At 44.0% G+C, this 26,340-nt stretch carries 26 protein-coding genes; 10 read left to right on the top strand and 16 right to left on the bottom strand.

Annotated elements, in window-relative coordinates; all coding sequences use genetic code 11:
* Positions 1-393: 393 nt before the first annotated feature.
* The 3 genes from BM736_RS04855 to bioB are packed head-to-tail and all read right to left on the bottom strand — an operon-like array spanning position 394 to position 3,483.
* Entirely contained in the window at positions 394-1,176 is a 783-nt protein-coding gene (locus BM736_RS04855; RefSeq protein ID WP_076409271.1) for a methyltransferase domain-containing protein, read from the bottom strand.
* A gap of 31 nt (positions 1,177-1,207) precedes the next feature.
* Entirely contained in the window at positions 1,208-2,413 is a 1,206-nt protein-coding gene (locus BM736_RS04850) for an 8-amino-7-oxononanoate synthase (RefSeq protein WP_076409269.1), read from the bottom strand.
* A gap of 5 nt (positions 2,414-2,418) precedes the next feature.
* Positions 2,419-3,483, bottom strand: coding sequence for a biotin synthase BioB (bioB, locus tag BM736_RS04845; RefSeq protein ID WP_076409263.1), 1,065 nt, complete (start codon positions 3,481-3,483; stop codon positions 2,419-2,421).
* Between the two features lie 110 nt (positions 3,484-3,593).
* Between bioB and bioA the strand changes: the two genes are divergently transcribed.
* Positions 3,594-4,973, top strand: coding sequence for an adenosylmethionine--8-amino-7-oxononanoate transaminase (bioA, locus tag BM736_RS04840; protein ID WP_076409260.1), 1,380 nt, complete (start codon positions 3,594-3,596; stop codon positions 4,971-4,973).
* A 55-nt stretch (positions 4,974-5,028) separates the two neighbouring features.
* Here the strand turns inward: bioA and BM736_RS04835 are convergent, their stop codons facing one another.
* From BM736_RS04835 to BM736_RS04820, 4 genes are all read right to left on the bottom strand, one after another.
* Complete coding sequence (locus tag BM736_RS04835) at positions 5,029-5,229, bottom strand: hypothetical protein (RefSeq protein ID WP_143562319.1); 201 nt, start codon at positions 5,227-5,229, stop codon at positions 5,029-5,031.
* 136 nt (positions 5,230-5,365) lie between these two features.
* Complete coding sequence (locus tag BM736_RS04830; protein WP_076409254.1) at positions 5,366-5,785, bottom strand: hypothetical protein; 420 nt, start codon at positions 5,783-5,785, stop codon at positions 5,366-5,368.
* 58 nt (positions 5,786-5,843) lie between these two features.
* Complete coding sequence (locus BM736_RS04825) at positions 5,844-7,874, bottom strand: DmsC/YnfH family molybdoenzyme membrane anchor subunit (protein ID WP_076409251.1); 2,031 nt, start codon at positions 7,872-7,874, stop codon at positions 5,844-5,846.
* Between the two features lie 34 nt (positions 7,875-7,908).
* The gene (locus tag BM736_RS04820) at positions 7,909-10,113 is read right to left on the bottom strand and encodes a molybdopterin oxidoreductase family protein (RefSeq protein WP_076409249.1); all 2,205 of its coding nucleotides are present in this window, start codon (positions 10,111-10,113) and stop codon (positions 7,909-7,911) included.
* Positions 10,114-10,379: 266 nt separating this feature from the next.
* On the opposite strand from BM736_RS04820, the gene eco reads away from it, so the two are divergent.
* The 7 genes from eco to BM736_RS04785 all read left to right on the top strand — a co-directional run bounded on the left by eco (position 10,380) and on the right by BM736_RS04785 (position 13,376).
* Positions 10,380-10,970: a serine protease inhibitor ecotin gene (gene eco, locus BM736_RS04815; RefSeq protein ID WP_076409246.1), complete on the top strand. Its 591-nt coding sequence runs from the start codon at positions 10,380-10,382 to the stop codon at positions 10,968-10,970.
* Between the two features lie 122 nt (positions 10,971-11,092).
* Entirely contained in the window at positions 11,093-11,497 is a 405-nt protein-coding gene (locus tag BM736_RS04810) for a DUF1801 domain-containing protein (protein ID WP_076409243.1), read from the top strand.
* A gap of 154 nt (positions 11,498-11,651) precedes the next feature.
* On the top strand, positions 11,652-12,056 hold the full coding sequence (locus BM736_RS04805) for a hypothetical protein (RefSeq protein WP_076409241.1): 405 nt from the start codon (positions 11,652-11,654) through the stop codon (positions 12,054-12,056).
* 17 nt (positions 12,057-12,073) lie between these two features.
* A complete protein-coding gene (locus BM736_RS04800; RefSeq protein ID WP_076409238.1) occupies positions 12,074-12,280 on the top strand; it encodes a hypothetical protein in 207 nt (68 codons plus the stop codon).
* A gap of 9 nt (positions 12,281-12,289) precedes the next feature.
* Positions 12,290-12,790 carry a superoxide dismutase, Ni gene (sodN, locus tag BM736_RS04795; RefSeq protein WP_076409235.1) on the top strand — a complete coding sequence of 167 codons (501 nt, stop codon included), beginning with the start codon at positions 12,290-12,292 and terminating at the stop codon, positions 12,788-12,790.
* A gap of 24 nt (positions 12,791-12,814) precedes the next feature.
* Positions 12,815-13,108, top strand: coding sequence for a S24/S26 family peptidase (locus BM736_RS04790; protein ID WP_076409233.1), 294 nt, complete (start codon positions 12,815-12,817; stop codon positions 13,106-13,108).
* Between the two features lie 22 nt (positions 13,109-13,130).
* On the top strand, positions 13,131-13,376 hold the full coding sequence (locus tag BM736_RS04785; RefSeq protein WP_076409230.1) for a hypothetical protein: 246 nt from the start codon (positions 13,131-13,133) through the stop codon (positions 13,374-13,376).
* Here the strand turns inward: BM736_RS04785 and BM736_RS04780 are convergent.
* Together BM736_RS04780 and cobB are read right to left on the bottom strand one after the other, a co-directional pair.
* On the bottom strand, positions 13,373-13,798 hold the full coding sequence (locus BM736_RS04780; RefSeq protein WP_076409922.1) for an AAA family ATPase: 426 nt from the start codon (positions 13,796-13,798) through the stop codon (positions 13,373-13,375). The genes BM736_RS04785 and BM736_RS04780 overlap by 4 nt on opposite strands.
* 88 nt (positions 13,799-13,886) lie before the next feature.
* On the bottom strand, positions 13,887-14,612 hold the full coding sequence (cobB, locus tag BM736_RS04775; RefSeq protein WP_076409228.1) for a Sir2 family NAD+-dependent deacetylase: 726 nt from the start codon (positions 14,610-14,612) through the stop codon (positions 13,887-13,889).
* A gap of 309 nt (positions 14,613-14,921) precedes the next feature.
* On the opposite strand from cobB, the gene fur reads away from it, so the two are divergent.
* Positions 14,922-15,353, top strand: coding sequence for a ferric iron uptake transcriptional regulator (fur, locus tag BM736_RS04770; protein ID WP_076409225.1), 432 nt, complete (start codon positions 14,922-14,924; stop codon positions 15,351-15,353).
* A gap of 87 nt (positions 15,354-15,440) precedes the next feature.
* Here fur and BM736_RS04765 read toward each other — a convergent pair whose 3' ends face one another.
* The gene (locus tag BM736_RS04765; RefSeq protein ID WP_179079007.1) at positions 15,441-15,941 is read right to left on the bottom strand and encodes a GNAT family N-acetyltransferase; all 501 of its coding nucleotides are present in this window, start codon (positions 15,939-15,941) and stop codon (positions 15,441-15,443) included.
* A 147-nt stretch (positions 15,942-16,088) separates the two neighbouring features.
* On the opposite strand from BM736_RS04765, the gene BM736_RS04760 reads away from it, so the two are divergent.
* Entirely contained in the window at positions 16,089-17,732 is a 1,644-nt protein-coding gene (locus tag BM736_RS04760) for an FMN-binding glutamate synthase family protein (protein ID WP_076409222.1), read from the top strand.
* A 90-nt stretch (positions 17,733-17,822) separates the two neighbouring features.
* Here the strand turns inward: BM736_RS04760 and BM736_RS04755 are convergent, their stop codons facing one another.
* From BM736_RS04755 to BM736_RS04730, 6 genes are all read right to left on the bottom strand, one after another.
* A complete protein-coding gene (locus BM736_RS04755) occupies positions 17,823-18,965 on the bottom strand; it encodes an OmpP1/FadL family transporter (protein ID WP_256717718.1) in 1,143 nt (380 codons plus the stop codon).
* Between the two features lie 235 nt (positions 18,966-19,200).
* On the bottom strand, positions 19,201-20,073 hold the full coding sequence (sucD, locus tag BM736_RS04750) for a succinate--CoA ligase subunit alpha (protein ID WP_076409217.1): 873 nt from the start codon (positions 20,071-20,073) through the stop codon (positions 19,201-19,203).
* Positions 20,073-21,239 (bottom strand): ADP-forming succinate--CoA ligase subunit beta, encoded by a 1,167-nt coding sequence (sucC, locus tag BM736_RS04745; protein ID WP_076409214.1) that lies wholly within the window; start codon positions 21,237-21,239, stop codon positions 20,073-20,075. Before sucC ends, sucD begins: the two co-directional genes overlap by 1 nt.
* 126 nt (positions 21,240-21,365) lie before the next feature.
* Positions 21,366-22,556, bottom strand: a complete 1,191-nt coding sequence (gene odhB / locus BM736_RS04740; RefSeq protein ID WP_076409211.1) for a 2-oxoglutarate dehydrogenase complex dihydrolipoyllysine-residue succinyltransferase — start codon at positions 22,554-22,556, stop codon at positions 21,366-21,368.
* Positions 22,557-22,586: 30 nt separating this feature from the next.
* Positions 22,587-25,406 carry a 2-oxoglutarate dehydrogenase E1 component gene (sucA, locus tag BM736_RS04735; protein WP_076409208.1) on the bottom strand — a complete coding sequence of 940 codons (2,820 nt, stop codon included), beginning with the start codon at positions 25,404-25,406 and terminating at the stop codon, positions 22,587-22,589.
* A 225-nt stretch (positions 25,407-25,631) separates the two neighbouring features.
* Positions 25,632-26,339 (bottom strand): succinate dehydrogenase iron-sulfur subunit, encoded by a 708-nt coding sequence (locus tag BM736_RS04730; protein WP_076409206.1) that lies wholly within the window; start codon positions 26,337-26,339, stop codon positions 25,632-25,634.
* Position 26,340 lies beyond the last annotated feature (1 nt).

Here is a 26,340-nt window from a genome sequence, read left to right as displayed (position 1 = left end):
ATCAGCATAAAGATGTGATCGCTCAGCGAGAGTTTAGCGCTTCAGAGGCAAGGTCATTAATTGCTCCTCGGTAACCGCTCCTGCGTTACCCTACCTCCTATATCCATATAATCGTGCATTAATGACATTCAGAACATCCATGTTCTTTGCAATGAGTGAAGGGCATAGTTATTCTACGTTCTAGCTCGTTAACACAGCATATGAAGCGCTAAAACTCGCCTTTCAGGCGTGTTTTTGGCTGCCTACTTCTTCGTTGAATAGCCTCACAAGGGAATAACCATTCCATCACCAATTCGCCTTGAATTAGTTGCCAAAAAACACTCTGAGTAGATCACTTTCTTATGCTGATTGGTATAATGCCTGTACTGGTGTACAGGTAGCATCATTTAACGCTTAATCAGATATTCTCATCAAACAAAGTTGGGCTACTTGATAGGTTAAAGGTATACCCTGCTCACAACGTAATTTCTCTGCACGCGCCATTATTTTTTGCCAATCACCTCTACCACGAATTTTATCAGTAGAGACTTGATTAGCATTAATCGAGGCACCAACCCCTTTAATCGAATACAGCAGTGCTTTTAAGTTTGGAAAGTAAACAGTGATCTCTTGAACCCTAGCCGCTTTAATATGCCACTTTGCAGTATCGACATGGGTTAATATTTCATCCTTACTGCGAAAGCCATTAACCCTGAACCCTAAGGTATCAAGCTCAGCTAAACTGTCTTTCGCCACTATAGATAAATGATATTCCCCGTTAGGCTTCATCACTCTGGCGGTATCGGTAAAGCTCGCACTAAGATCGCTACACCACTGCAGCGCAAGGTTTGAATATGCACTATCGATACTATTGTCTGCCAATGGCAGCTTTTCCGCATTAGCGCAGATGGCTTGATACTGAGGAAACGACAGCTTTACCTGCTCAACCATTCCTAGCGCAAGGTCGAGCGATATAACCTGATTTATGTGTTCGAATTGGCTAAAGTCAGTACCTGGCCCTGCACCAATATCCAATAAAGTCCCAGTGGGCTGCATCGCTTCAAATAAACATGCCGCTGACATTTTTTGTAATCTGTCATGTTGATGATAATTTTTTGCCGCTGCAGAAAAGCCCTCGGCAACTCGATTATCATTGACACTTTGTGCTACCCCATTTACCACTTCTTTGGGCTCCATCAATTCATTTTTACTTTAAGATAAAATGTCGTTAAGTTAGGCACATCACCTGCTTCAAGCCATTAATGAGTCGATCAATCTCTTGATGAGTGTGTAATGCTGTTAAAGTGACTCTTAATCGCGCCGTCCCTTTTGGCACTGTCGGGGGTCTTATCGCTCCCACCCAAATACCTAAGCACTTTAGCTGATTAGCAACCCGTAAGGTGTCATCTGCTTCACCAATGATCAACGGCTGAATGGCAGTTGTTGAATCATTCAACTTAAGGTTTGCGTTAACGCATTGCTGCCTAAAATACTGAATATTCTCATTCAGGGTACTTGCCCGACTCTTATCTAGTGAAACAAGTTGTACTGCAGCCAATGCCGTAGCAGCACTACTTGGTGATAGCGCGGTTGAGTAGATATACTCTCTGGCATTGGATACGAGAAAATCAATTAACACCTGACTGCCTAATACCGCGGCCCCCTGACAACCTAAGGCTTTGCCAAAAGTCACGACCTGCACATCAACAGTTTCAGCACTGATAAGTGAAGTGGGCAAAATGCCATATCCATGGGCATCATCAACTATAAGCCAGGCACCATGTTGTTGACACAGCTTAGAAAGTGAAGATAGAGGCGCAATATCACCGTCCATACTGAAAATGCTCTCAGTCACTATTGCTTGTGCCTTATGCTTAGTCAGTAAAGCTTTGGCACTGTCCATGTCATTATGAATAAAGCGTTTAAACTGAGTCTCGCTATCTTTTAAGCCATCTATGATTGATGCGTGAACTAACTTATCTGCGACAACAAAATCCCCTTTGCCAAAAAGGGTTTTCATTAACGCTGTGTTAGCACTAAAACCTGAACAAAAAAGTAATGCTGCTTCATGACCAGTAGACTGGCAAAGCGCCTGCTCTAGCTCTAAGTGAACATCACTGTACCCAGTCACTAATGGGGAAGAGCCACTGCCAACACCATGGCTTATTGCGCTCTGATGTTGTGCTTCTATTAATTGCGCAGAGCGTGAAAGTCCTAAGTAGTCATTGCTACTGAAATTCACATACTCCCTTCCCTCATGAGTAAACTGCATCTTGCTCGGCAGCTTTCCAGACACAGAGCTGTTATCAGAGCCTTCGCCTTGCGCTTCATGTACGCAGGTATTCACGCGCTTACGCTCTCTTAACAAGCCAAGCTGCTTTACCTTTGCATTGTGTTTAACCAACTTGTCCGTTAATGAATGCGCCTCAGACATAAAAGTTAGAGCGCCGCAGCATCGTAAAAGGCTGCACTCTTCTTATCTTCAATGGCACGACCTTTCGCCGTCGCCTTTTCAAACACGGCTTTATCATCTTCAACCGTGGCATATTTCCCCTGCTCTGGATGCAAACCCAGACGCTTGAACAGGGTCATATCTTCATTTTCTTCCGGGTTATTCGTCGTCAGCAGTTTACAGCCGTAAAAAATGGAGTTTGCACCTGCGAAGAAACACATAGCTTGCATCTCATCGGTCATTTTTTCACGGCCAGCAGATAATCGAACGCGCGAATAAGGCATGGTGATGCGCGCGATAGCAATCGTACGCACAAACTCAAGAGGGTCTAAGTCATCAAGGTTTTCAAATGGCGTTCCCGCCACTTTTACCAACATATTGATAGGCACAGAATCTGGGTGCTGCTCCATATTGGCCAGCTGCTGCAAAAGACCTGCACGATCGGTTGCTTGCTCCCCCATACCTACTATCCCGCCAGAGCAGACCTTCATACCTGCAGCGCGAACATTGGACAAGGTATCGAGTCTATCTTGATAGGTTCGAGTGGTAATGATATCGCCATAATACTCAGGCGATGTGTCTAAATTATGGTTGTAGTAATCTAAACCAGCCTCTGCAAGCTCACCCGCTTGCTCTGGTGATAACATTCCTAGGGTCATACATGTTTCCATGCCCATCCCTTTAACTTCACTGACCATATCTTTCAGGTAAGGCATATCTCTGGCATGCGGGTTTCGCCACGCCGCGCCCATACAGAAGCGTGAAGCTCCAGCAGCTTTTGCGCTGCGAGCCTCAGTAAGCACCTTTTCAATTTCAATTAACCGCTCTTTTTCAAGGCCTGTATCATAACGGGCACTCTGAGGGCAATATTTACAATCTTCTGGGCAAGCCCCGGTTTTAATCGACAATAATCGGCTAATCTGCACTTCATTAGGATCGTAAACCTGGCGATGTAATGAATGAGCTTTGAAAAGTAAGTCATTCATAGGTAAAGCAAAAAGAGCTTCTATTTCATCACGAGTCCAATCATGGCGCAGTTGTATATCCGACATTAAACTTACCTTCTATGCTCAATATATTGTGTTTTTATCTTGCCTAGGATACCTGTAGGCCGTAATCTGTCAACGCCAACCAGTCCAACGGGTTTACTAACGGTTAATTTATGAACACTGAAAATTCTAATAAAACATTCAGCGAGTCAAGCACTGATAATGACTTAGCCATAGATTTTGAATTTGATAAACAACATATCTGGCATCCCTACACTTCTATGACCAATGCACTGCCAGCTTTTGGTGTCACTTCAGCAAAAGAGTCTCTGCTGACGTTAGATGATGGCCGCCAACTGGTTGATGGAACTAGCTCCTGGTGGGCTTGTGTCCATGGCTATAGCCATCCTCAAATTGTTGATGCTATGCATGGTCAGCTTTCAAAACTCAGCCATGTGATGTTCGGTGGTATCACTCATAGCCCAGCTATTGAGTTATCTAAAAAACTTGTCGCCATGACCAGTGCTAACTTAACAAAAGTATTTCTTGCCGACTCAGGCTCAATCGCCGTCGAAGTCGCCCTTAAGATGGCACTGCAATACTGGCAAGGTCGAGAGCAACCACAAAAACAACGTATTTTAACGGTAAAATGTGGCTACCACGGAGATACATTTGCTGCAATGAGCGTATGCGACCCTGAAGGCGGTATGCATACTATGTTTGGTGATTCGGTCACTCAACATGAATTTGTTAGTGCACCTCAAGCAACTTTTGACGCTAAGTTTGATCAATCTGAACTTGATGAAATGCGGGCAAAACTTGAAGTACAACATAGTGAAATTGCCGCAGTGATCATAGAGCCCATACTTCAAGGTGCAGGCGGCATGCGTTTCTATCATCCAGACTATTTAGTAGGCCTACGCCAGCTGTGTGATGAATTTAACGTATTATTGATCCTCGATGAAATCGCAACAGGTTTTGGCCGTACAGGCAAAATGTTCGCTTACGAGCACGCCACACACAATGGACAAGCCGTTGAGGCAGACATCCTCTGTTTAGGTAAAGCGTTAACAGGAGGGTATATCTCTCTTGCTGTCACCATGTGTAGTGATGAAGTGGCTCAAGGGATCAGCGATTCCCCAGCGGGTGTGTTTATGCATGGTCCAACGTTTATGGGCAACCCATTAGCGTGTTCTGCGGCTTGTGCAAGTTTAGATATATTGGCAACCAATGAATGGCAAGGGCAAATAAGTCGCATAGAGACTCAACTAAGATCTGAGCTTGAAGAGGCAAAAGCGCTTCCAGAAGTGAAAGATGTACGCGTACTGGGCGGTATCGGTGTGATTGAGATGAACTCAGTCGTCAATACCGCAGAGTTGCAGCAAAAGTTTGTCGACTTAGGCGTCTGGATCAGACCGTTTGCCAACCTTATCTATATCATGCCGCCCTATGTGATCACAGCTGAGCAGTTGACTAAGTTAACCTCTGCAATGAAGCACGTCACTAGTACTATTTTACCCTACCAGCATAGCGGCTTTATCAGTAATGGTTAAATGATACATATCAGCTATCTAAGCCTACATAATTTATTTAGATAGCTGGTATGGATTAGCCATTGATCATTTTCATTGCTAGCCGCTTATCTTTTCTTATTGCCTCTTTACGATCAGCCCTTCTTTTTGTGGTAAATGCCGTCAAAGGGTCTTTGTAATACTTTATTTCTGATCCACTAAAGGTTGGTATCTTAACGGCATATAGCCCTTGTGAAAAACTCACGCCTTCAGGTAACACCTTCATATTTACATCCATCTCGCCCCCACTTTAGAAAAGCGTATACTCAGTACGCTACCTAAACAATGTAGGTATAATATACTAAATACAAGCGAGCTATACAACTGACTAGTTAACAGGCTAGTTATCTATGACCCTTACCTCCCGCTTAACATTATACTCCTACAGTCGGCCGTTCAACGTTAGGTTTCCATTGCCACCATTGCATCTGCTCGTCATTTTCTCTGCTACTGCATTGATAAATATCCCATGTCACCAAGTAATCAGGATTAGACACTGTCACCCCATCAACACTGGTATGAAAGATGCCACTTGGAGCATGAAACCAACAAGACAGATCTATTGGAATAATAAACCTCTTCGCTTGACTCTGTGAATTATCTGCATCTAGTAAGCTTTTGGAATTATCACTCTGTTTACCTTGCTCAAACAGAGTGATAGTGATACCTGTTTCACTATCATAAGCACTTACCTTTCCAGCAAGGAGAGACTGCTTTAGCATCTCTCCCTCAGTATTAAAATACGTTAAGCCTATCAAACAAGTCTTATCTATCGCCTTAGCTAGTGTCAGCATGTTCACCTCTTAAAATGCCAATGGATATAATGTCATGAGTCTTTATCGTCAAAACTCATCAATGACCTAACGGCGCAACACCACAAGCAGGATTATCGGCGAGACCTATATCTCGAGCATGTTGCTCAAAGCCTTTATTTTTCCAGAAAAATGCACCTGGCATAGTCGTTGGAATGACTAAGTTATAAAACAAGGCTCTACCGATAAGTGCAGTGAACACATTGATTACATTCAAACCTATCCAAGCTGCAATAAAAACAGGCTCACTCACTGTTAATACTTTTGCATAAGCCAATAAACCACAAGCAACAATGATATTAAAACCTAACAAATAATTGCGCATTAAATAGGTTTTCCCAAATGTCGTGCATTGCACATAGTGCGCAGCCCCGCCCTCATTTTCACTGCGATTAAGGGTGTTATTGTGACCTATTAACCCCACCGCCTCAATTGAGAGTCCAATGATGAATACCGACATCAGCACCTGCTGTGCAGAGCTAGTTAACGCATCACTTGCCCCAAGGGCTGTGAGTATCAAAGCTGAACTCACCATAGCACCAAGGGATAAGCTGTTACCGGCAAAGCTTGTCGCCGTTTGCCAATGGTTCCAAAACGGTCTGGCTTTTATCTGGTAACACTGATTCATGTAGTACAGACCCGCTAACCCTGAAACGGTGGCAAATAGACCTGCACCATATACCCAAGGCGTCAACGATATACCTGAGAACAGTGGTAACACATCGAAGCCTGTAAGGTGTGTCAGCATCGATGTGAGCCAGCTGTTACTTGGTAAAAGCAGCAGTGCAGTCGCCCCTAGGCCTGCGCTAAACGTGGCTAAACCAAAGCCTTCTCGGCTCATTGGTGAGTAGCGTAAGTTATTAAAACCACGATAAAAACGAAATGGCTTACCTAAATGGGTCACACTCATAAACAAGCCTAAAGAGGTCATAACAATGGCTAATACAACTAAAACAAGCAACAAGTCTGATGCGAAGAATTGTTCAAACACCTCTATGCCAAATAATGAACCCACAAATGGAATCATAAAGGTGCCGAGCGCTGCCTGTGCAAGCAAAGTAAATAACACCAAAGGGTTCTCACGGCTATTGAGCTTGCTTAAATTCCAATGTGTCTGTTTACCCTCTTTTTGATCCACTACTGGCTGGTATTGGCCCGACTCATCTCTGTGGTATTTAACTGGCATACTGTCTGTACGGGTCATCTCTTCCGGCATAGATTTGGTTTGCTGAAAGCGAATATTGGGGTGAGTTATTTCTGGAGAGGGAAAACCGGGAATGCTCGTCTTACATTGCTCTCTATTGTCCGGCGTATTTTCAATCACACCGAAGTCGAGCGCATTACCAACACAAGCGGAGACACAAGCAGGTTTTAGGCCGACCTCTAACCTATCGACGCACATGTTGCACTTAGATACCCGACCTTGTACCGGATCTAACTGGGGCGCATTATAGGGGCATACCCAAGTACAGTAACCGCAACCAAAGCAGGTCTCGGGATCTTGAAGCACGGCGCCATATTCAGCATGCTTAGTATAAGCACGTGTCGGGCAGCCCTTAAGGCAGACTGGATCGTCACAATGATTGCAAGCCATAGAGATGTTCATTCGTTTGTAATCTGGGTATGAGCCTCCCTCGACATAACCCACCGAGCGAAAAGCTAAGTGAGCTGGGTTATCATTTTTCTCAGAGCATGCTGACTCACAGGCGTGACAGCCAATACAGTTATCGGCCGTAAAGAAAAAGCCATGCTGTTTATTACGATCAGGGTTACTACCAACCTCAGGATTGTCATTGATAAATAGGGAACGGCCTGCAGGTTTGTCAGATAACTCCACTAAGTCGATTCGCTTACCATAGCGATTTTCAATCTCACTTTCTGTTTTTGGCAGATAAGCATAGGCCTGCTCTTCGGTTCTGATCTCCCAGTGGTTAGAGCGGCCGAGCTGTTCTTGCCCTGCCTTGGGTTTATCAGAGAGTGCTGTTTTTGCGTTGTCAGGTCTATAAACGCCGACATCCTCAGTCTGAGAAAGTGCAGGCTTAGCTACGCCGTCAAGTGTTGATGTACTCATAGTTATTCCTTAGATTCGCCCAGTGCTTATCAAGTTAAAATGCTCTTCGCTCAGCATTGATGCGGGCGGCTTCTACTTGGTCAATCGCTTCTATTCGGGTACTACACTGCTTAAAGGCGGGCTGCCTTGAGTAAGGGTCTAGTAAACCTAAGGTGAGCCTGTTGACACAATCGTGATAGTGAAAAGGGATAAACACCATGTTTCGGGGAACGCGCTGCGTTAATTGCACCATAACAACCGCATCACCGCGCCTACTGGTTAAGCGCACATAGCTTTGATGCTTAACCCCTAGCGCCTTCGCCGCATCTGGATTCATCTCCATATACGCGGTTGGACTGAATTTATTACAGTTGCCGATTTTTCCCGTACGAGTACGCGTATGAAAATGCTCCACCACTCGGCCGCTATTGAGCCAGAAGGGATATTCATCGCATGGCTGCTCGTTATTATTGTAAAAATAGATAGGAATAAGGTTCGCTTTAGCTGACTGCGTGGGAAACACACCATCGCTATAGAGCCTTGGCGACCCTTTTAGCCCCTCATCACTTTCCCTAAATGGCCATTGTATCCCCTTTGCCGCTTTAAGCTTGTCGTAACTCATACCTGAAATATCTAAGTTACGCGGCGCGCCATGAGATAACTGTCCTTTTGATAGGTACTTCATCTCCTCAAATGCGCCCTCAGACGTTTCAGGGAAATGGATCATCTGGCCATTGTCAAAACGCTTAGCGAGCTGATTAAAGATCCAAAAGTCTGGTTTAGAGTTTTTATAGGGCGGTAACACATTGCTGATCAAGTTCACCCTACGTTCGGTATTGGTATGCGTGCCCTCTTTTTCGGCCCAAACCGAAGCGGGAAAGTACACGTGGGAGTACTGATTCGTTTCAACATCTTCATAGACATCCTGGATGACTAAAAAGTCTAACTTCTCTAACGCCTTACGAATTCGAGCAGTGTTTGGCATAGAGGTCATCGGGTTCGTGGCGACGATCCACAAACCTTTTATCTCGCCAGTTTCTATAGCAGGGAAAATATCGGTTTCTGCCAGACCACGTTTTTTAGGAAAAAACTCCGGATCTATGCCCCAAAAATCAGCGATTTCATTGCGATCCTCCTCATTTTCCAGATAGCGATAACCCGGCAAACCGGAGCACGATGACCACTCTCGCGTCCCCATTGCATTACACTGACCGGTTATCGATAAACTGCTGCCGCCAGGTTTGCCAATATTGCCTGTGATCATATTCAGGTTATTAATATTTGCCACACCGTCAGAGCCATGGGTTGATTGATTAATTCCCATGGTCCAGATACTCATGGCAGCTGGCGCTTTGGCATAGATCCGAGCGACATTTCGTATGGTATCTTCATCTATCCCGCAGATATGTTGAGCCGTTTCCGGACTATAATCTCTAACGAGCGATGCAACGTCATCAAAACCTTGAGTATGAGCCTCGATATAGGCTCTATCTTGTAGCCCCTCTTTAATGATCACATGCAGCATAGCGTTGATCAGCACACAATCTGTTCCAGGTGTAATAGGCAGATGAATATCGGCAAACTGGGCCAGCATAGTGACTCTAGGGTCAACAACAATCAGTGGAAAGTGACGTTTCTCCAGAGCCTCCTTTAAACGCCAGTAGATGATGGGGTGCTGTTCTGGCAAATTTGAGCCAAAAGCCATTAAACAGTGGGTATGCTCAAAATCATCGTAACAGCCAGGCGGACCGTCAGCGCCAAATGAGCGCTTATAGCCACTGACAGCAGAGGCCATACATAAAGTGGTATTGCCATCATAGTTATTAGTGCCAATCACGCCGCGAGCCAGCTTACCTAAGGTATAGAACTCTTCGGTTAGCAGCTGACCTGAGGAGACAATGGCAAAAGCGTCTCGGCCATACTTTGCCTGAATCTCCTTTATCTTATTGGCTGTGGTATCTAGCGCATGATCCCAACTAGTAGGCTCAAAGGATTCAAAATGCTTATCTCTTATAAGCGGCTCGGTCCCCCTGCCTGGGCTCTCAAACAGCTCATGCTCTAAGATCCCTTTAATACAAAGTTTGCCACGGTTTACATCCGCACCTGCATGGCCACGGGTAGTAACAATCTTTTTCTGCTCATCGAGTCCAATCTCAATTGAGCAGCCCGTAGAGCAATAGTTGCACGTCGTGTATTTCCACTCGGCAACTCGCTTACTTGGGATCACAATAGGCTTTCTGTTTTTACGACCAAACAGCATAAATCACATCCCCGCATTATAAAATTCTATATATTTTGCTATTTCACAGCGCTACATATAGCAATGCAGTCAACATGCCAAAGGTTTAATCATTAAAAATCATTACGTTAGGTAGAGGTTAAATAGGATTAATGTACTTTTACGGTGCTTACGCTTTAAAGTGGTGCACTTCTTAAGTGAAATTAATTTAAAATATTTAACCCCTTTTCATTTTCCTGTCGTTAATAGGGGTAACTGAAACATCTTTTTATATTTTTGGAGATTTTATGAATTCATTGACACTTAATACCGCTAAGAACGCTTTAACCACTACATTTTCTGCAGGAGCCCTTTTAGCTGTGTCTCTTTTATCATTCAATGCATCTGCGACTAGCCCGGCACACCCAAGCGGGCTGAACCAAAATATCATTACTTCACAGGCTTACAGCTCATCAGATTATCAAGAGCAAGAAGCGACTAAGATGTTCCCAATGCCAGAAGCTGGCATGGAGCAACATATCCTGACTTTGCCAAAGCTTGATGATGAAGCGAACTACATGGTTGAAATTCAGATAGGTCGAACTCAGATGGTTGACTGTAACGGTGCCAGTTTAATGGGCGAGTTAAAGCAGCACTCAGTCCAAGGTTGGGGTTATAACTATTATCAAGTCGACTCAATGAGCGAAGGGCCGACGACTATGATGGCTTGTTTCAAGCAAGCAGAAAAAGAGGCTTTCGTACAACTTAGAGATGAACTGAAGATCAAGTACGATAGCCGACTAGCTAAAGTATTTTATCTACCAGAAGGTAGCGAATTGAGATACCGAGTATGGTCTGTTGATAGCCAATTCAATATCTCTAAAACAGATGCCGAATAACTTAGCAAAAGCAATCTAGTTAATGCCAGCAGTAATGCTGGCATTTTTACTTTCCCCAAACTTAATAAATATCAATCAACATAAGCTCTATACTTAACTTATTACATTCAACAGAGAAAGTAATGAACCCTCTTATAGAGCAAAAGTTCGACAGTTACCCCGATGAAATAGCCAAGATCTTAATGGTAATAAGGCAGGCTATTATTGATGTAGCCAGTGAGTTAGGTGAAGACGAATTGGAAGAGGCATTGAAATGGGGAGAACCGAGTTATATTCTCAAGCAAGGCAGCACGATTAGGTTTAGCTGGAAGGCTTCATCTCCTGATGAATACCGAATATGCTTTAACTGTAAAACTCAACTCATTGAGACCTTTAACGAGCTTTATGGTGACACTTTTAACTATGAAAATAACCGAGCCATAGTCTTCCACAAGAATGATCTCATCCCTATGACACAGCTTAAGCACTGCTTTTCTCTATCACTGCGCTATCACAATATTAAACACTTACCGCTTTTAGGTGAATGAGCTTTTAGATAACCTTTCGAAATGCCCCTGCAGCTTTCCATTCCAAATGTAAATTTTCATCTTATTTCTGCTCACGACTTTACAAAACCCATCTCAGCCCCATAATGATATTAATTCTCATTTGCAATTAGTTTTATTATAGGAGTAGTAAAGTATGGAAACTTGGCGGCACCTGATGGCTAAAGCGAACCAAGCATTTAAATGTGGTGACTGGCTTGCTGCCGAACAGCAGTATCTGATAGCAATGACCAGAATAAATGTTCTCTACACTGAAGATACTAACAACGAGCAGGTATTAATGGCCTGGCTAGCAACCTCTCATAACTTGTCAGAGCTTTACGGTAAGTTGGGCAGATCTGATGCTCAGCTCTCCCATATCATGGTGCCCTACCATCAATTAAAAAACAGACTCATCACTCAATCTGATAATGAAGCAATCTATGCCGCTATTTTGCATGGATTAACACTGAGCTGCAAAGAGTTGTACTTATATCAACAGAGCCAGTTGCAGCATTCAGGAATAATAAATAGTAAATATTTAGCCCAGCAAGTTCACTAATTTTTAAGGTCATATCAATGAAAAGTAAACCCGCACTAGCCCTTTTTGCCCTGCTAACTTCAAGCCTAACTACGCCACTTGTTATGGCTCACCCAGGTCATGATCACCAGCATTGGTCCGCCTCTCTGATCCATCTGTTATGGATCTTGCCTCTAGTTGCCGCTATTGGACTCGCTGTGACTCTGTACCGCAGACAAAAAGCGGCCAATGGTTCAGATCAATAAGGGGTGAACATGCTATATAAATTATTGAATAAATTCGACAGTAAAAAACCATTACAGCGTGCTTCCGCCCATTGCGATATCCCTTGCAAAATTTATGATCCGATTACTGCTCAGCTGGCAGTGTTAACTATGATTCGTATGGTCGACTTACTCGAAGAGTTGAATCAAAAGCCGAGCTTAAGTAGTAACGAGCAAGCCAACTTTATTCGATTAGTAACCGAGAAAGAGAAGCACGGCCACAAGGTTAAAGATGAGGTTACGGTTATATGGGGGGATTACATTAAACAGCCTCAATTAACCCAATATCCAGAGCTGCATGAATTGACTCACGAGATTATGTTATCAGCATCTAAAGCTAAGCAGCATATAGACCGAGACGCGGCAATCGCTTTACTACAAAAGGTAAACCGATTTGCAGAAATATTTTGGGCAACCAAAGGCGTTGATACCTATCAGGCGACCTGTCCTTACCCGCCTTCAGAAACGCTCGTTTATCCAAAATTAACTTAAGCATTTTTAATTTAAGGAGCACTCATGTTTGGAATAAATCTTTACCGGGTAACAGGCGCCAGTATGCAACCTCGTATTCCTGCGGGTAGCTTTGTTCTCTGCATGAGGGCCTATAAGCGCCCCACATTAATACTTGGCGCGATATATCTGTTTAATCACCCCAAGTTAGGCCAATTGATTAAAACACTGGCGAATATAGACAGCGCTGGAAACCTTTGGTTTAAAGGTGAAAATAATGAGAGTATATCGACTCAAGAGATAGGCCCGATAAAACGTTGTAGAGTATTAGGTAAGGTTACTTGGGTGATATCTGCATAATAATTAAAAGAAAGAGTATGCCATGGCACCATTTAACATCAGCAGAATACACACAGAGCATGGTATTTTCAGGCTCAGCGGCAACTGGGTTAAATCAAAAAATACCTCCCAAGATGATAATTTTCAAAATCTGACAATTACATCCTTAGCATTTTTAGGGACTGACGGCTGGGTTGATTTAGATTTAACAACAAAAGCGAGCCAAAAGATCACCTCGGCTCTCTCCCCTGTAGTATTTGAGCATCTGTACTCACAAACTATGACTTAAAGTGATTCAAAGTTTTTCGCCATCCGCTTAATATTACTTAAGCTGACACCATGGCTATTTCGCTTCGCGCACAATGCTTGATGCTCCTTATTTAAGGGCTCTCCAACGAGCACAACTTTCACTTGATACCCCATGGCTTTAGCTGCAGCTTCATAAGCCATAAACTCCCAATGGGCGAGATTAGTATTATCACAGATAACAAGAGGCTCGGCTGCCGATAGCGCCTGTATGAACCCAGTTAAGTTACGCTGATGGTATTCAGATAGCTTACTGCTATCGAAGCGATAATCCTCACCGTTGTAAAAGAAACTATCAGTTGAAAAAAGCCCTCTAGCACGTGTTTTTAAAGCAAGTTCGATACCTTGAGTTTGCAAGAACTGTTCAACCCAAAATGATTTACCGCTCCCAGGTAAGCCACGCATGATGATCGCGCGCTTACTACCTGGTGTATCTACCTGCTCTATATCTTTTTCCTTTGGTAAAACGTTGCTTAAGGCTTCCTCCATTTGCTCATGCCTCATCGCTTATGACAGTTCCAGCTAATATCTTATCAACTAATTGCGGCAAAATTTCACTCGCTTTCCCCTGTAGATGATACTGAAACAGACTGTGACGATCCGCCTCAACAAGATTGACCTCTACGGTTTGAGCCCCATGGTGATTTGCAGTATCGACAAAGCCGGCCGCAGGATAAACAGTCCCTGAGGTACCAATTGCAATAAAAAGATCGCAGCTATCTAGCGCATGCTGAATACGGTCAAGCCCTATTGGCATCTCACCAAACCATACGACATGTGGACGAAGCCTTTGCGCCGGTATGCAACAGGTACACGTATGCTCAGGCCCGAAAGGATCGCGAAGGATAAAAGTTTGCCGCGAGCGCGGGCAGCGACCCTTTGATAGTTCACCATGCATATGCAATAACCGCCGAGAACCAGCACGCTCATGGAGATCATCAATATTTTGTGTGACAACTAACAACTCACCGGCAAACTCCTGCTCAAGGCGAGCGAGTGCCTTGTGACCCTCATTAGGTTCAACATCACCATTATGAAGTTGATTCCAACGAGTATTATAAAAACGGTCTACGAGCTCAGGATCTCTTGCATAGCCTTCAGGCGTCGCTACATCTTCAATTTTATGTTCTTCCCAAAGCCCATCTTGATCTCTAAAAGTTCTCAGCCCTGATTCAGCTGAAATTCCAGCACCTGTTAATATCACTATTTGCCGATACATCTGATGTCCTTCCATACTATTTTTTATTATCGTTATCACAAATTAAATATAGGCTGTTAAGCTTGACGCATTTATCTAACATTCGATACTAGGCGTTAGTATAAACACAGTAATAACAATACAAAAAGTAAGCTTAAATCGCATGCTTTATCTCTGATTTATCGCCATTTATTGCATTTGTAATGATAATACTAAGATATAGTCCGTAAGAGGTTTAAGTTTTTAATTTTACCTCTATAATAGAACTCAATATCCACTAATGAACCTACAATCGGCTAAGCTGATGGTTCTGCACTCAAGAGATTAGTAATGACAGATGGAAATCAAGCGCTAAAGAAAGCGGGCTTAAAAGTCACCTTACCACGAGTCAAGATTCTAGAACTGATGCAAGGACCCGAAAACCAACACATCAGCGCTGAAGATCTCTACAAAAAGCTACTCGAGATTGGTGAAGAGATTGGACTTGCAACGGTTTACCGCGTATTAAACCAATTTGATGATGCAGGCATTGTAACTCGTCATCATTTTGAAAGTGGTAAGGCAGTATTTGAACTAGCAACAAACCACCATCATGATCACTTGGTTTGTCTTACTTGTGGTAAAGTCATTGAGTTTACGGACGATATGATTGAAACACGCCAAGACGAGATTGCCATGAAACATAACATCAAGCTAACTAACCATAGCTTATATCTGTACGGTGTTTGTACCAATGATGAGTGTGATCACGCTGACGCATAAGTCTATGTTATAAACCTATGTTTCTAATAAAAAACCAGCTTTATTGCTGGTTTTTTTATGGCTGAATGTAATCGACTCGATACTCGACTATAAGCTTCGATGAAAAATAGTCACTTTATGGCCCATAAATCGGTTACGCTCTCTTTCTTTGAGCCCAAGTTTTTTCGCAACATTTTCAGAGCCTTTATTGCCGAGTAAGATAATCGCAATCGCTTCCTCTATGCCATATTGATGAAACTGAGCCAATGCCGCTTTGCCCGCTTCTTGCGCATAGCCCATTCCCCAGTATTGGGGTAAATAGCGATAACCTATCTCAACTTCATTGAACTCACTGATAAATTTTGGGCCACAAAAACCAATAACTTGCTTGTCTTCTTTGTGCTCGACAGCCCAACGTCCATAACCGAACTCACGATAATTTTCCAAGATCATATCTTGGTAAATCTGCTTCGCTTGCTCAATGGATTCCATCGCCTCACCTGGAATGTAGGTTAAAATCTCAGGGATGCTGTTAAGCAAGAAGATACTTTCAATATCTTGCTCTTCAAAATGACGGAGAATTAATCTGTCAGACTCTGCGATGATCATACTATTCCTTGTTTTATCTTTGCGTCTCACTCAGTGCAAGTAATCTAATTAAGCAACCAATTTATATACCTGACAGATTTTAATCAATATAATCATTTATGTTATTGTATTTTCAATCGGCGAAGGCATGTTTAACAAGGACGGCTCATGACCATAATGCAAGTTATCTATTGGACAATGGCAACGATTGGCAACGCCATAAGCCTAAGCTATTACTATAGCAATGGCTCAGCTTTTGCCTTAATACTACTGCTATTCACTCTGGCTTACACATTTATAGGCTTTTACGACATAAAGTTTAGCCCCCATAGCCTAAATCGCCTCTACCCCGTGGTGGCCTACATTCGCTACTTTCTGGAATCTTACCGCGTGGAGATCCAACAATATTTTATTGCGAGTGATACCGAAGAGCGTCCATTTAATCGAGAACAACGCTCTTTAGTGTACCAAAGGGCAAAAAATGTACGTGATACGATTGCCTTCGGTAGCCAACGTAACTTGTTAGAGGAAAACTATTTAAGTTTGTGGCACTCACTTGCACCAAAACAAATAGCCTCTGAGTGTAAACGCGTTACATTTGGTGGGCCTGAGTGTACTCAACCCTACCAAGCCTCCTACTTAAATATCTCAGCAATGAGCTTCGGCTCACTTAGCCCTAATGCTATTGAGGCCCTTAACTTAGGCGCTAAACAAGCACACTGCTTTCACAATACAGGCGAAGGTGGCGCTAGCCCCTATCATCTTAAACATGGTGGCGACCTTGTGTGGCAAATAGGCTCTGGCTTATTCGGTTGTCGTGACGACGAGGGCAACTTTAACCCTGATAGTTTTGAAACCATGGCCAAGCGGCCGCAAATCAAAATGATCGAGATAAAACTCAGTCAAGGTGCAAAACCTGGACACGGGGGCGTGTTACCAAAAGCTAAAATCACTCGAGAAATTGCTTCTATTCGCCACATCCCTATGGACAAAGATTGCATCTCACCAGCCGTAAACCCTGAATGTACCAGCCCTATTGCCCTGCTTAATTTTGTTGGCCGTTTAAGGAAACTCAGTGGCGGAAAGCCAGTAGGGTTTAAGCTTTGTCTCGGTAACCCCGCCGAGTTTTTAGGTATCTGTAAAGCTATGTTAGAAACCGGAATTACGCCAGACTTTATTACTGTTGACGGCGCTGAGGGGGGAACGGGTGCAGCGCCTGTCGAGTTTAGTAATCGATTAGGTATGGTCTGCCTTGAGGCAGTATACTTTGTTCACAATGCCTTAATTGGTGTTGGATTAAGGGACAAGATACGCATTATAGCCTCAGGAAAAACGGCCTCTAGCTTCGATTTACTGAGCAAAATAGCCATGGGCGCTGATACCGTAAATGCAGCAAGAACCATGATGTTCGCACTAGGCTGTGTACAGTCTAGGCACTGCAATACTAATTTGTGCCCAACAGGAATTGCCACACAAGACCGAGCAAGATCTAAAGCCATAAATGTTGAAGACAAGAGCTTAAGAGTTAAAAACTTCCATCACAATACTTTAGAAAGCTTCTATGAATTAGTTGGCAGCATGGGGTTAGATGATCCAGCAAAATTGATGCCTCAGATGATAAAGCGTCGCTCCCCTTATGGTTTACTAATCTCTGCCGGCAGTCTCATTAAGCCACTAAGTCCAAATGCACTGACAGAGAATAAAGCACTCGATGAGGTCTGGTCCACGTGGTGGAGTAGCTGTTGCAGTGAGCAGTTTTACAGCGATGACTTATATATATTATCGCCTGCAGAGCTAAAACAGCGGGCATAATATGCAAGGTGACATCATCATTAAGGTTCAAAGGATAGGTCTATCTACAGCACATAGATAACCGTCTCTCCTTTGAACCTATACCGACAATTAAAAACTTAACGACACTGAGACGAAGTGAATCCGATTATCGCTGTAATAACCCTCAGGCTGGATTGGGTTATACACATCACCATCAATTTCTGCATCCCCTAAAGATTGATACTGATAAGCAATACCTAGCACAGAGCCTGAGTCTAATGTTTTCATTGCGCCTAAACCAAATCGCCATTGCTGATCGAGGGGGAGTACAACATCTCTGTTTGCTGAGTTTAGGGGGCTGCTATCCACACTGAACCCAGACTGAAGTGTCCAATCCCTTAACTGATAACTCAAAGCGATACCCCCACCCCAAGTATCCGAATATTTGTCATTGAAGCGGCTCCACTGTTGCCAAGTTGCATTCACCATAAACGTAAAATCACTACTGATTTGATGCGCAATCCCAAACTCAACACTCTGAGGCCAATTAACATCCATTGTTTGGGGCTCAGGCAAGCGGGTCGCTAAGTCTAGGTCATGCTTACCGCCGTAGTCATAGGATAGACCCAACTTGGTTTTGGCTGAGAGTTGGTAGATAGCCCCAAGTGAAAATGAAGGTGCCCAGTTGTTTCCTTCAATGGTATTTTCCTGCCCTGTGCCTTGAAACAACTCGACTCTAATGTCAGCATACTGAGCAATCAAGGAAGCGCCTAAAGAGAGTTTGTCATTAACCTGATAGGAAGCTGATGCCGTGACATTAACCATAGATATATAGTTTTCATTGACGATATTGCTTACCCCACCTGCAACACTATTATCATAAGTAATACCTAAGCCGCCTGGGGAATGCATGCCTATACCGGCAACCCAATCATCGTTTAATCGTTTGGCATAGGAAAAGTGTGGCATAAACTGGCCTGCGCTACCTGAAGTTCCCTCACCTACCGCGGTACGTTCAAATTCAGAGCCGATATCTAAATACTGCATGCCAAGCATCATACTGTCACTTTTAACACCAGAGAGCCCTGCGGGGTTAGCAATAACAGCTGATGAATCGCTATTATTGGTGACATTGGCCACTCCAGCTGTAGCAACACTCTGTGCAGTACCTAATTGAGAGAGGCTTAAGCCACCCGCGGATACAGTACTTGAAATGGTGCCGGCTAACATTATTAAGGGGACAGTGTGAAAGCTTCTATTATTCTTATTCAATGTGTTATCCAAAATCTGATGAATGAAACTAATACCAATTAGTATTACTTCTTAAAATCAGACATAGGATAGCCTTCGAGGCTGAATAGCTTCTGTATAGAGGGATACAAACTTAGACAGTCGTTATTTAGAGCCCAAGCTATTAACGGAACCGTGAAGAAATGAAAGCAACTTGTTGGATTTAAGATAATAAAAAGGCGCCCTAGGCGCCTTTATTTTAAAACCGGAGAGGTATTTACCAACCAGTCTTAGTACGTAATGCACTGCCGATATCGGCAAGTGAACGAACTGTCGTTACGCCTGCAGCTTCTAGAGCAGCAAACTTATCTTCAGCTGTACCTTTACCACCAGCGATAATTGCACCAGCATGGCCCATACGCTTACCTTCAGGTGCTGTTACACCGGCAATGTATGAAACAACTGGCTTAGTTACGTTAGCCTTGATGTACTCAGCTGCTTCTTCTTCAGCCGTACCACCGATCTCACCAATCATTACGATTGCTTCAGTCTGTGGATCGTTTTGAAACATTTCCAATACGTCGATAAAGTTAGTACCAGGAATTGGATCGCCACCGATACCAACACAAGTAGACTGACCAAAACCTTCATCAGTTGTTTGCTTAACTGCTTCGTACGTAAGCGTACCAGAGCGAGAAACAATACCGACTTTACCAGGCTTATGAATGTGACCAGGCATAATACCAATCTTACACTCACCAGGAGTGATAACACCTGGACAGTTAGGACCGATCATGCGAACGCCAGTCTCTTCAAGCTTAACTTTAACTTGAAGCATATCCAGAGTTGGGATGCCTTCAGTAATACATACGATAAGCTCAATGCCGCCATCGATAGCTTCGAAGATAGCATCTTTACAAAATGGAGCTGGTACATAGATAACAGATGCTGTTGCACCTGTTTCAGCTACTGCGTCTTTAACAGTGTTAAAAACGGGTAGACCTAAGTGAACCTTGCCGCCTTTCCCTGGAGAAACACCACCAACCATCTGCGTACCGTAATCGATAGCTTGCTCAGAATGGAAAGTACCTTGACCGCCAGTGAAACCTTGACAGATAACTTTAGTATCTTTATTGATTAAGACAGACATTATTTGCCCTCCGCAGCTTTAACAACTTGCTGAGCCGCGTCAGTAAGACTTGTAGCAGCGATAATATCAAGATCTGAGTTAGCAAGAACTTCACGACCAAGATCAGCATTTGTACCTTCAAGACGTACAACAACAGGTACTTCAACACCCACTTCTTTAACAGCGCCGATGATGCCTTCAGCGATCATGTCACAACGTACGATACCGCCAAAGATGTTCACAAGAACAGCTTTAACGTTGTCATCAGAAAGAATGATCTTAAATGCTTCAGCTACACGCTCTTTAGTCGCTCCGCCGCCAACATCAAGGAAGTTTGCAGGCTTGCCACCGTGTAGGTTTACGATATCCATCGTACCCATAGCAAGGCCAGCACCGTTAACCATACAGCCAACGTTTCCGTCTAGTGCTACATAGTTAAGCTCAAACTTAGCCGCATGTGCTTCACGAGCGTCATCTTGCGATGGATCGTGCATATCTTTAATTTTTGGTTGACGGAACAATGCGTTACCATCGATACCAATCTTGCCATCAAGACAGTGAATGTTACCTTCGTCTGTGATCACAAGTGGGTTGATTTCAAGAAGCGCGAAATCATGATCTTCAAACATCTTCGCTAAGCCCATGAAGACTTTAGTGAATTGCTTCATTTGAGTTGGGTTTAGACCTAACTTGAAGCCAAGATCGCGTGCTTGGTATGGCTGAGGGCCCACTAGCGGATCGATGATAGCCTTATGAATTAACTCTGGCGTCTCTTCAGCCACAGTTTCAATTTCAACGCCACCTTCAGTAGAGGCCATGAAAACTACGCGACGAGTCGCACGGTCAACAACAGCACCTAGGTAAAGCTCTTCAGCGATATCGGTACAAGTCTCAACTAAAATCTTAGCAACTGGCTGACCATTTTCATCTGTTTGGTAAGTAACTAAGTTCTTACCTAACCAGTTTTCAGCAAATGCGCGGATCTCTTCTTTATCGCCAGTGACTTTAACGCCACCGGCTTTACCACGGCCGCCTGCGTGTACTTGACACTTAACAACCCACATATCACCGCCAATATGGCCTGCAGCTTCAACAGCTTCTTGAGCTGTATCACATGCAAAACCTTCTGACACTGGTAAACCATATTCGGCAAATAGGGCTTTTGCCTGATATTCATGCAAATTCATGATGATCTATCCGTATACTTCTTATCAAATCCAACTGACTCTTATAGTGAGCCAGTAACGAGGGTTATATCAGCTACTTGCTCATCAAATTGAGCGTGTAGCTGATATTGTGTCACTGCAACTTTATTATAAATCTAACAGTAGACGAGTTGGGTCTTCCAGGAAGTCTTTAATAGCAACCAGGAAGCCAACTGACTCACGGCCATCAACAATACGATGGTCGTAAGATAGTGCTAGGTACATCATAGGCTGAATTTCAACCTGACCATTGACTGCCATTGGGCGATCTTTAATGGCGTGCATGCCTAAGATAGCGCTTTGTGGCAGGTTCAAAATTGGTGTCGACATAAGTGAGCCGAACACACCGCCGTTAGTCACGGTGAAGTTACCACCAGTCATATCAGCAACGGTTAACTTGCCATCACGACCTTTAAGGGCTAATTCGCGAACATTACGTTCGATGTCAGCAAGGCTCATGGTATCGGTGTCACGAAGTACAGGTGTAACTAGGCCACGTGGCGTTGATACTGCAATGCTGATATCGAAGTAGTTGTGATAAACAATATCATCACCATCGATTGATGCATTAACTTCAGGGAATCGCTTAAGTGCTTCAGTCACCGCTTTCACGTAGAAAGACATGAAACCAAGACGGATACCGTGACGCTTCTCGAAGATATCTTGATATTGCTTACGGATATCTTTAATTGGCTGCATGTTAACTTCGTTGAACGTTGTTAGCATCGCCGTTGAGTTTTTAGCTTCAAGTAAGCGATTAGCAATCGTCTTACGAAGACGCGTCATAGGTACACGCTTTTCACTTCGGTCAGCTAAAGGTGCAACCGCTGCTGGTGCGCTCGCCACTGGAGCTGGCGATGCTTTGGCAGTTTTAACAAATGCTTCAACATCTTCTTTAGTGATACGACCACCAACACCAGTGCCTTTAAGCTTGCTAGCATCAACATTATGCTCAGCAATCAAACGACGAACTGATGGGCTCAAAGCATCACTTGTCTCTTCTGTCGCTTCTGGCGCTTGCGCTTCAGCTTCAGCTTTAGTCACTTCTTGTCCGGCAACCACACCTGCAACAAACTTAGCGATAACAGCTTCACCTAAAACAGTGTCACCCTCTTCGGCTAAAAATTCAGCGATAGATCCATCTTCTGGAGCAACAACTTCGAGTACAACTTTATCAGTTTCGATATCAACTAGGTTTTGATCGCGAGAAACTTGTTCACCAGCTTGAACATGCCAAGTGGCAATAGTTGCATCAGCAACAGATTCTGGCAGTACGGGTACCTTAATTTCGATACTCATTATGAGCTATCCTTTTTAAATTGTTTGTAACTAAAGTTTTAATGCTGTTTTTATTAAAGAATCTTGCTGCTGTGCGTGTAATGCAGGGTAACCACATGCAGGGGCAGCAGATGCTTCACGGCCGGCATAAGTTAACTGAGCACCAGCAGGAATAGCAGTCCAGAAGTGGTGCTGGCTACAGTACCAAGCTCCCTGGTTCTGAGGCTCTTCCTGACACCAAACAAAATCTTTAACGTGCTGGTATTGAGACAGTATCTGCACCATGTCCTCATGTGGGAACGGATAAAGCTGTTCCACACGAATGAGAGCGACATTAGTAATATTCTCTTTACGACGTCTTTCAAGTAGCTCGAAGTAAACCTTACCGCTACAGAACACCACGCGATCAACCTCTGCGCTATCTAAGCTATCCATCTCAGGTATCACAGTTTGGAAGCTGCCTTCGGCTAACTCTTCCATGCTCGACACAGCCAATGGGTGACGAAGCAGAGATTTAGGCGACATAACGACGAGTGGGCGACGCATTGGGCGTACGACCTGACGACGAAGCATGTGGTACACCTGAGCAGGTGTCGACGGTACACAAACCTGCATATTGTGGTTCGCACAAAGCTGCAAGAAGCGCTCTAGACGTGCACTTGAATGCTCTGGTCCCTGACCTTCATAGCCATGAGGCAGTAACATAGTCAGACCACATAAGCGGCCCCATTTCTGCTCACCAGAAGAGAGGAACTGATCAATAACAACTTGGGCACAGTTGGCAAAATCACCAAATTGTGCTTCCCAAAGAGTTAATCCACCAGGCTCTGCGGTTGCGTAACCATATTCAAACGCAAGAACAGATGCTTCTGAAAGTACCGAATCAATAAGATCGATAGGACCTTGGTTCTCGGCAATATTACGCAGCGGCATATAAGCTGAAGCATCGTTTTGGTTATGTAAAACAGCGTGACGGTGGAAGAAAGTACCACGACCAGCGTCTTGACCCGTAATACGAATGCGCTTCTGATCTTCAAGGATTGACGCATAGGCGAGTGTTTCAGCAAAGCCCCAATCGAGAAGCTTCTCACCACTGGCCATCAAGGCACGATCTTTATAGATCTTAGCTACGCGAGATTGCAGCTTGTGGTTTTCAGGCACATAGCTAATTTTGTCAGCTAAGTGCTTAATGCGTTCCATAGCCATTTGAGCTGGATATTCATCATCCCACTCTTTATTGACATAAGGAGACCAGTCAACAGAATGCAGTGTCATTGGACGCCATTCATCAACCACGCAATCACCATGATCAAGCGCATCACGATAATCGTTAATCATTGAAGTGACATCATCTGCACCCAACGTCTTTTCAGCAATCAATCTATCTGCATAGATCTTGCGCGGCGTTGGATGCTTCTTGATTTTTGCGTACATCAGTGGCTGAGTTGCACTCGGCTCATCGGCCTCGTTATGACCATGACGGCGATAACAAACCAGATCGATAACCACATCACGCTTGAATTCATTGCGGTAATCCACGGCGAGTTGCGACACAAAAGCGACCGCTTCAGGGTCATCAGCATTCACATGGAAAATAGGCGCCTGAACCATCTTAGCGATATCGGTACAGTATTCAGTAGAACGCACATCTTCGGTTAAGTTAGTGGTAAAACCAACCTGGTTGTTAACCACGATGCGAATACTGCCACCCACGGTAAAACCGCGAGTCTGAGACATGTTAAACGTCTCTTGTACGATACCTTGACCAGTAATCGCAGAGTCACCATGAATGGTGATAGGTAATACCTGTCTGCCATCAGGACATCCACGGCGATCTAAGCGAGCACGAACTGAGCCCATAACCACTGGGTTAACGATTTCAAGGTGCGATGGATTGAATGCAAGGGCAAGATGAACATTGCCGCCTGGCGTTTCAAAATCGGAGGAGAAACCTTGGTGATACTTAACATCACCAGAACCGTTAAGTTCGCTATGCTTACCCGCAAATTCGTCAAATAACTCAGCAGGTTTTTTACCTAAGATATTAACCAATAAGTTAAGACGACCACGGTGGGCCATACCAACGACAACTTCTTTAGTGCCCTCTTCACCCGCACGATAGATAATTTCTCGCATCATAGGGACGAGCGCATCGCCACCTTCGAGTGAGAAACGCTTCGCGCCAGGGAATTTAGCGCCTAAATACTTTTCCATACCTTCAGCGGCATTTAAACCTTGAAGAATACGGGTCTTAGATACTTTGTCGTAATTAGCTCTACCTAAAGAAGGTTCTAACCTTTGTTGCAGCCAGCGCTTCTCTTCAGTATCAGTAATGTGCATGTATTCAGCACCGATTGAGCCACAATATGTCGCTTTCAGTGCGCTAACAAGATCGCTAAGCTTCATGGTGTCACCACCATGAGCAAATGAGCCTGTATTGAATTCACGCTGCATATCTTCGCCAGTTAAACCATGGTAGGCAGGGTCCAGTTCAGAGACAGTATCACGCTTCCAAAGCTCCAGCGGGTCAAGATTCGCATTCTGGTGGCCACGGAAACGGTGAGCGTTGATCATCTGTAGGACTTTAACTTGCTTAGCATCAACTTCAGGATCGGTCGCACGGGCTAAGCCCTTTTGACGTCCTTCAAGTGCAAGGCTACGAAAATAGTCACGTACTTTTGAGTGGGCAGCTTCAGGAACATCTGTTGATGCGCCATTGGCATGAGGGAGGTTATCAAACACCACTTGCCAGTCTTCTGCAACAGACTGAGGGTCTTCTTGATAGGCTTCATACATCTCTTCTACATAGGTCGAATTGGCACCACTTAGGTGTGATGATTCGAGCCAGGCTTTCATGATGCCTTGGTGCATTTCTATTCCTTTCAAACTTTATACACGTTTTTAGCCAAAGTTTTATATATGCACTCTAGTCATACTCAACAAAAAAACAGACGAGAGACACACATCATTTGCCGCCCCTAGAGTTCCAGATTTCACGGCATATTGTAGTTCCATTACACAAAAGAGCCACTTCTCACAGGAGAAGTGACTCAGTTCGAGCTATATAATTATTGCTATTAGCTCTTTGTCTTGCATTTATACTGCTCTCTTCAGCAACATAGACTTAATATGTCCAATCGCTTTAGTTGGATTAAGTCCCTTAGGACAAACATCCACACAGTTCATGATGCCATGGCAGCGGAATACGCTGTATGCATCATCAAGCTCTGATAAGCGTTCCTCAGTTGCTGTATCACGGCTATCGATAAGGAATCGATAGGCATGTAACAAGCCACTTGGACCGATAAATTTATCAGGGTTCCACCAAAATGATGGGCAAGCGGTAGAACAACAAGCACACATGATACATTCATAAAGACCATCTAAATGTTCACGTTCTTCAGGCGATTGCAGATGCTCACGCGCAGGCGTTTTTTCATCATTAATCAGATACGGCTTGATCTTTTCATACTGCTTGTAGAACTGAGATAAGTCCACAATAAGATCACGGATAACTGGCATACCTGGCAGTGGTCTGATCTCTATTTTCTTACCTTTGAATGTAGACACTGGCGTGATACACGCTAGGCCGTTTTTACCATTCATATTCAGACCGTCACTACCACAAACACCTTCTCGGCATGAGCGACGGAAAGCGAGTGTTGGATCTTGCTCTTTTAGCAGCATAAGCGCATCAAGAATCATCATGTCGCTACCTTCAGCGACTTCCAACGTGTAATCCTTCATATACGGCTTAGCGTCTACATCAGGATTATAACGATAAATTGCGATATTCAAATTCATC

Source organism: Shewanella sp. UCD-KL12, from assembly GCF_001957125.1.
Classification (GTDB): domain Bacteria; phylum Pseudomonadota; class Gammaproteobacteria; order Enterobacterales; family Shewanellaceae; genus Shewanella.
Note: the sequence above shows the minus strand (reverse complement) of the source record. Positions and strands in the feature narration are given on the sequence as shown.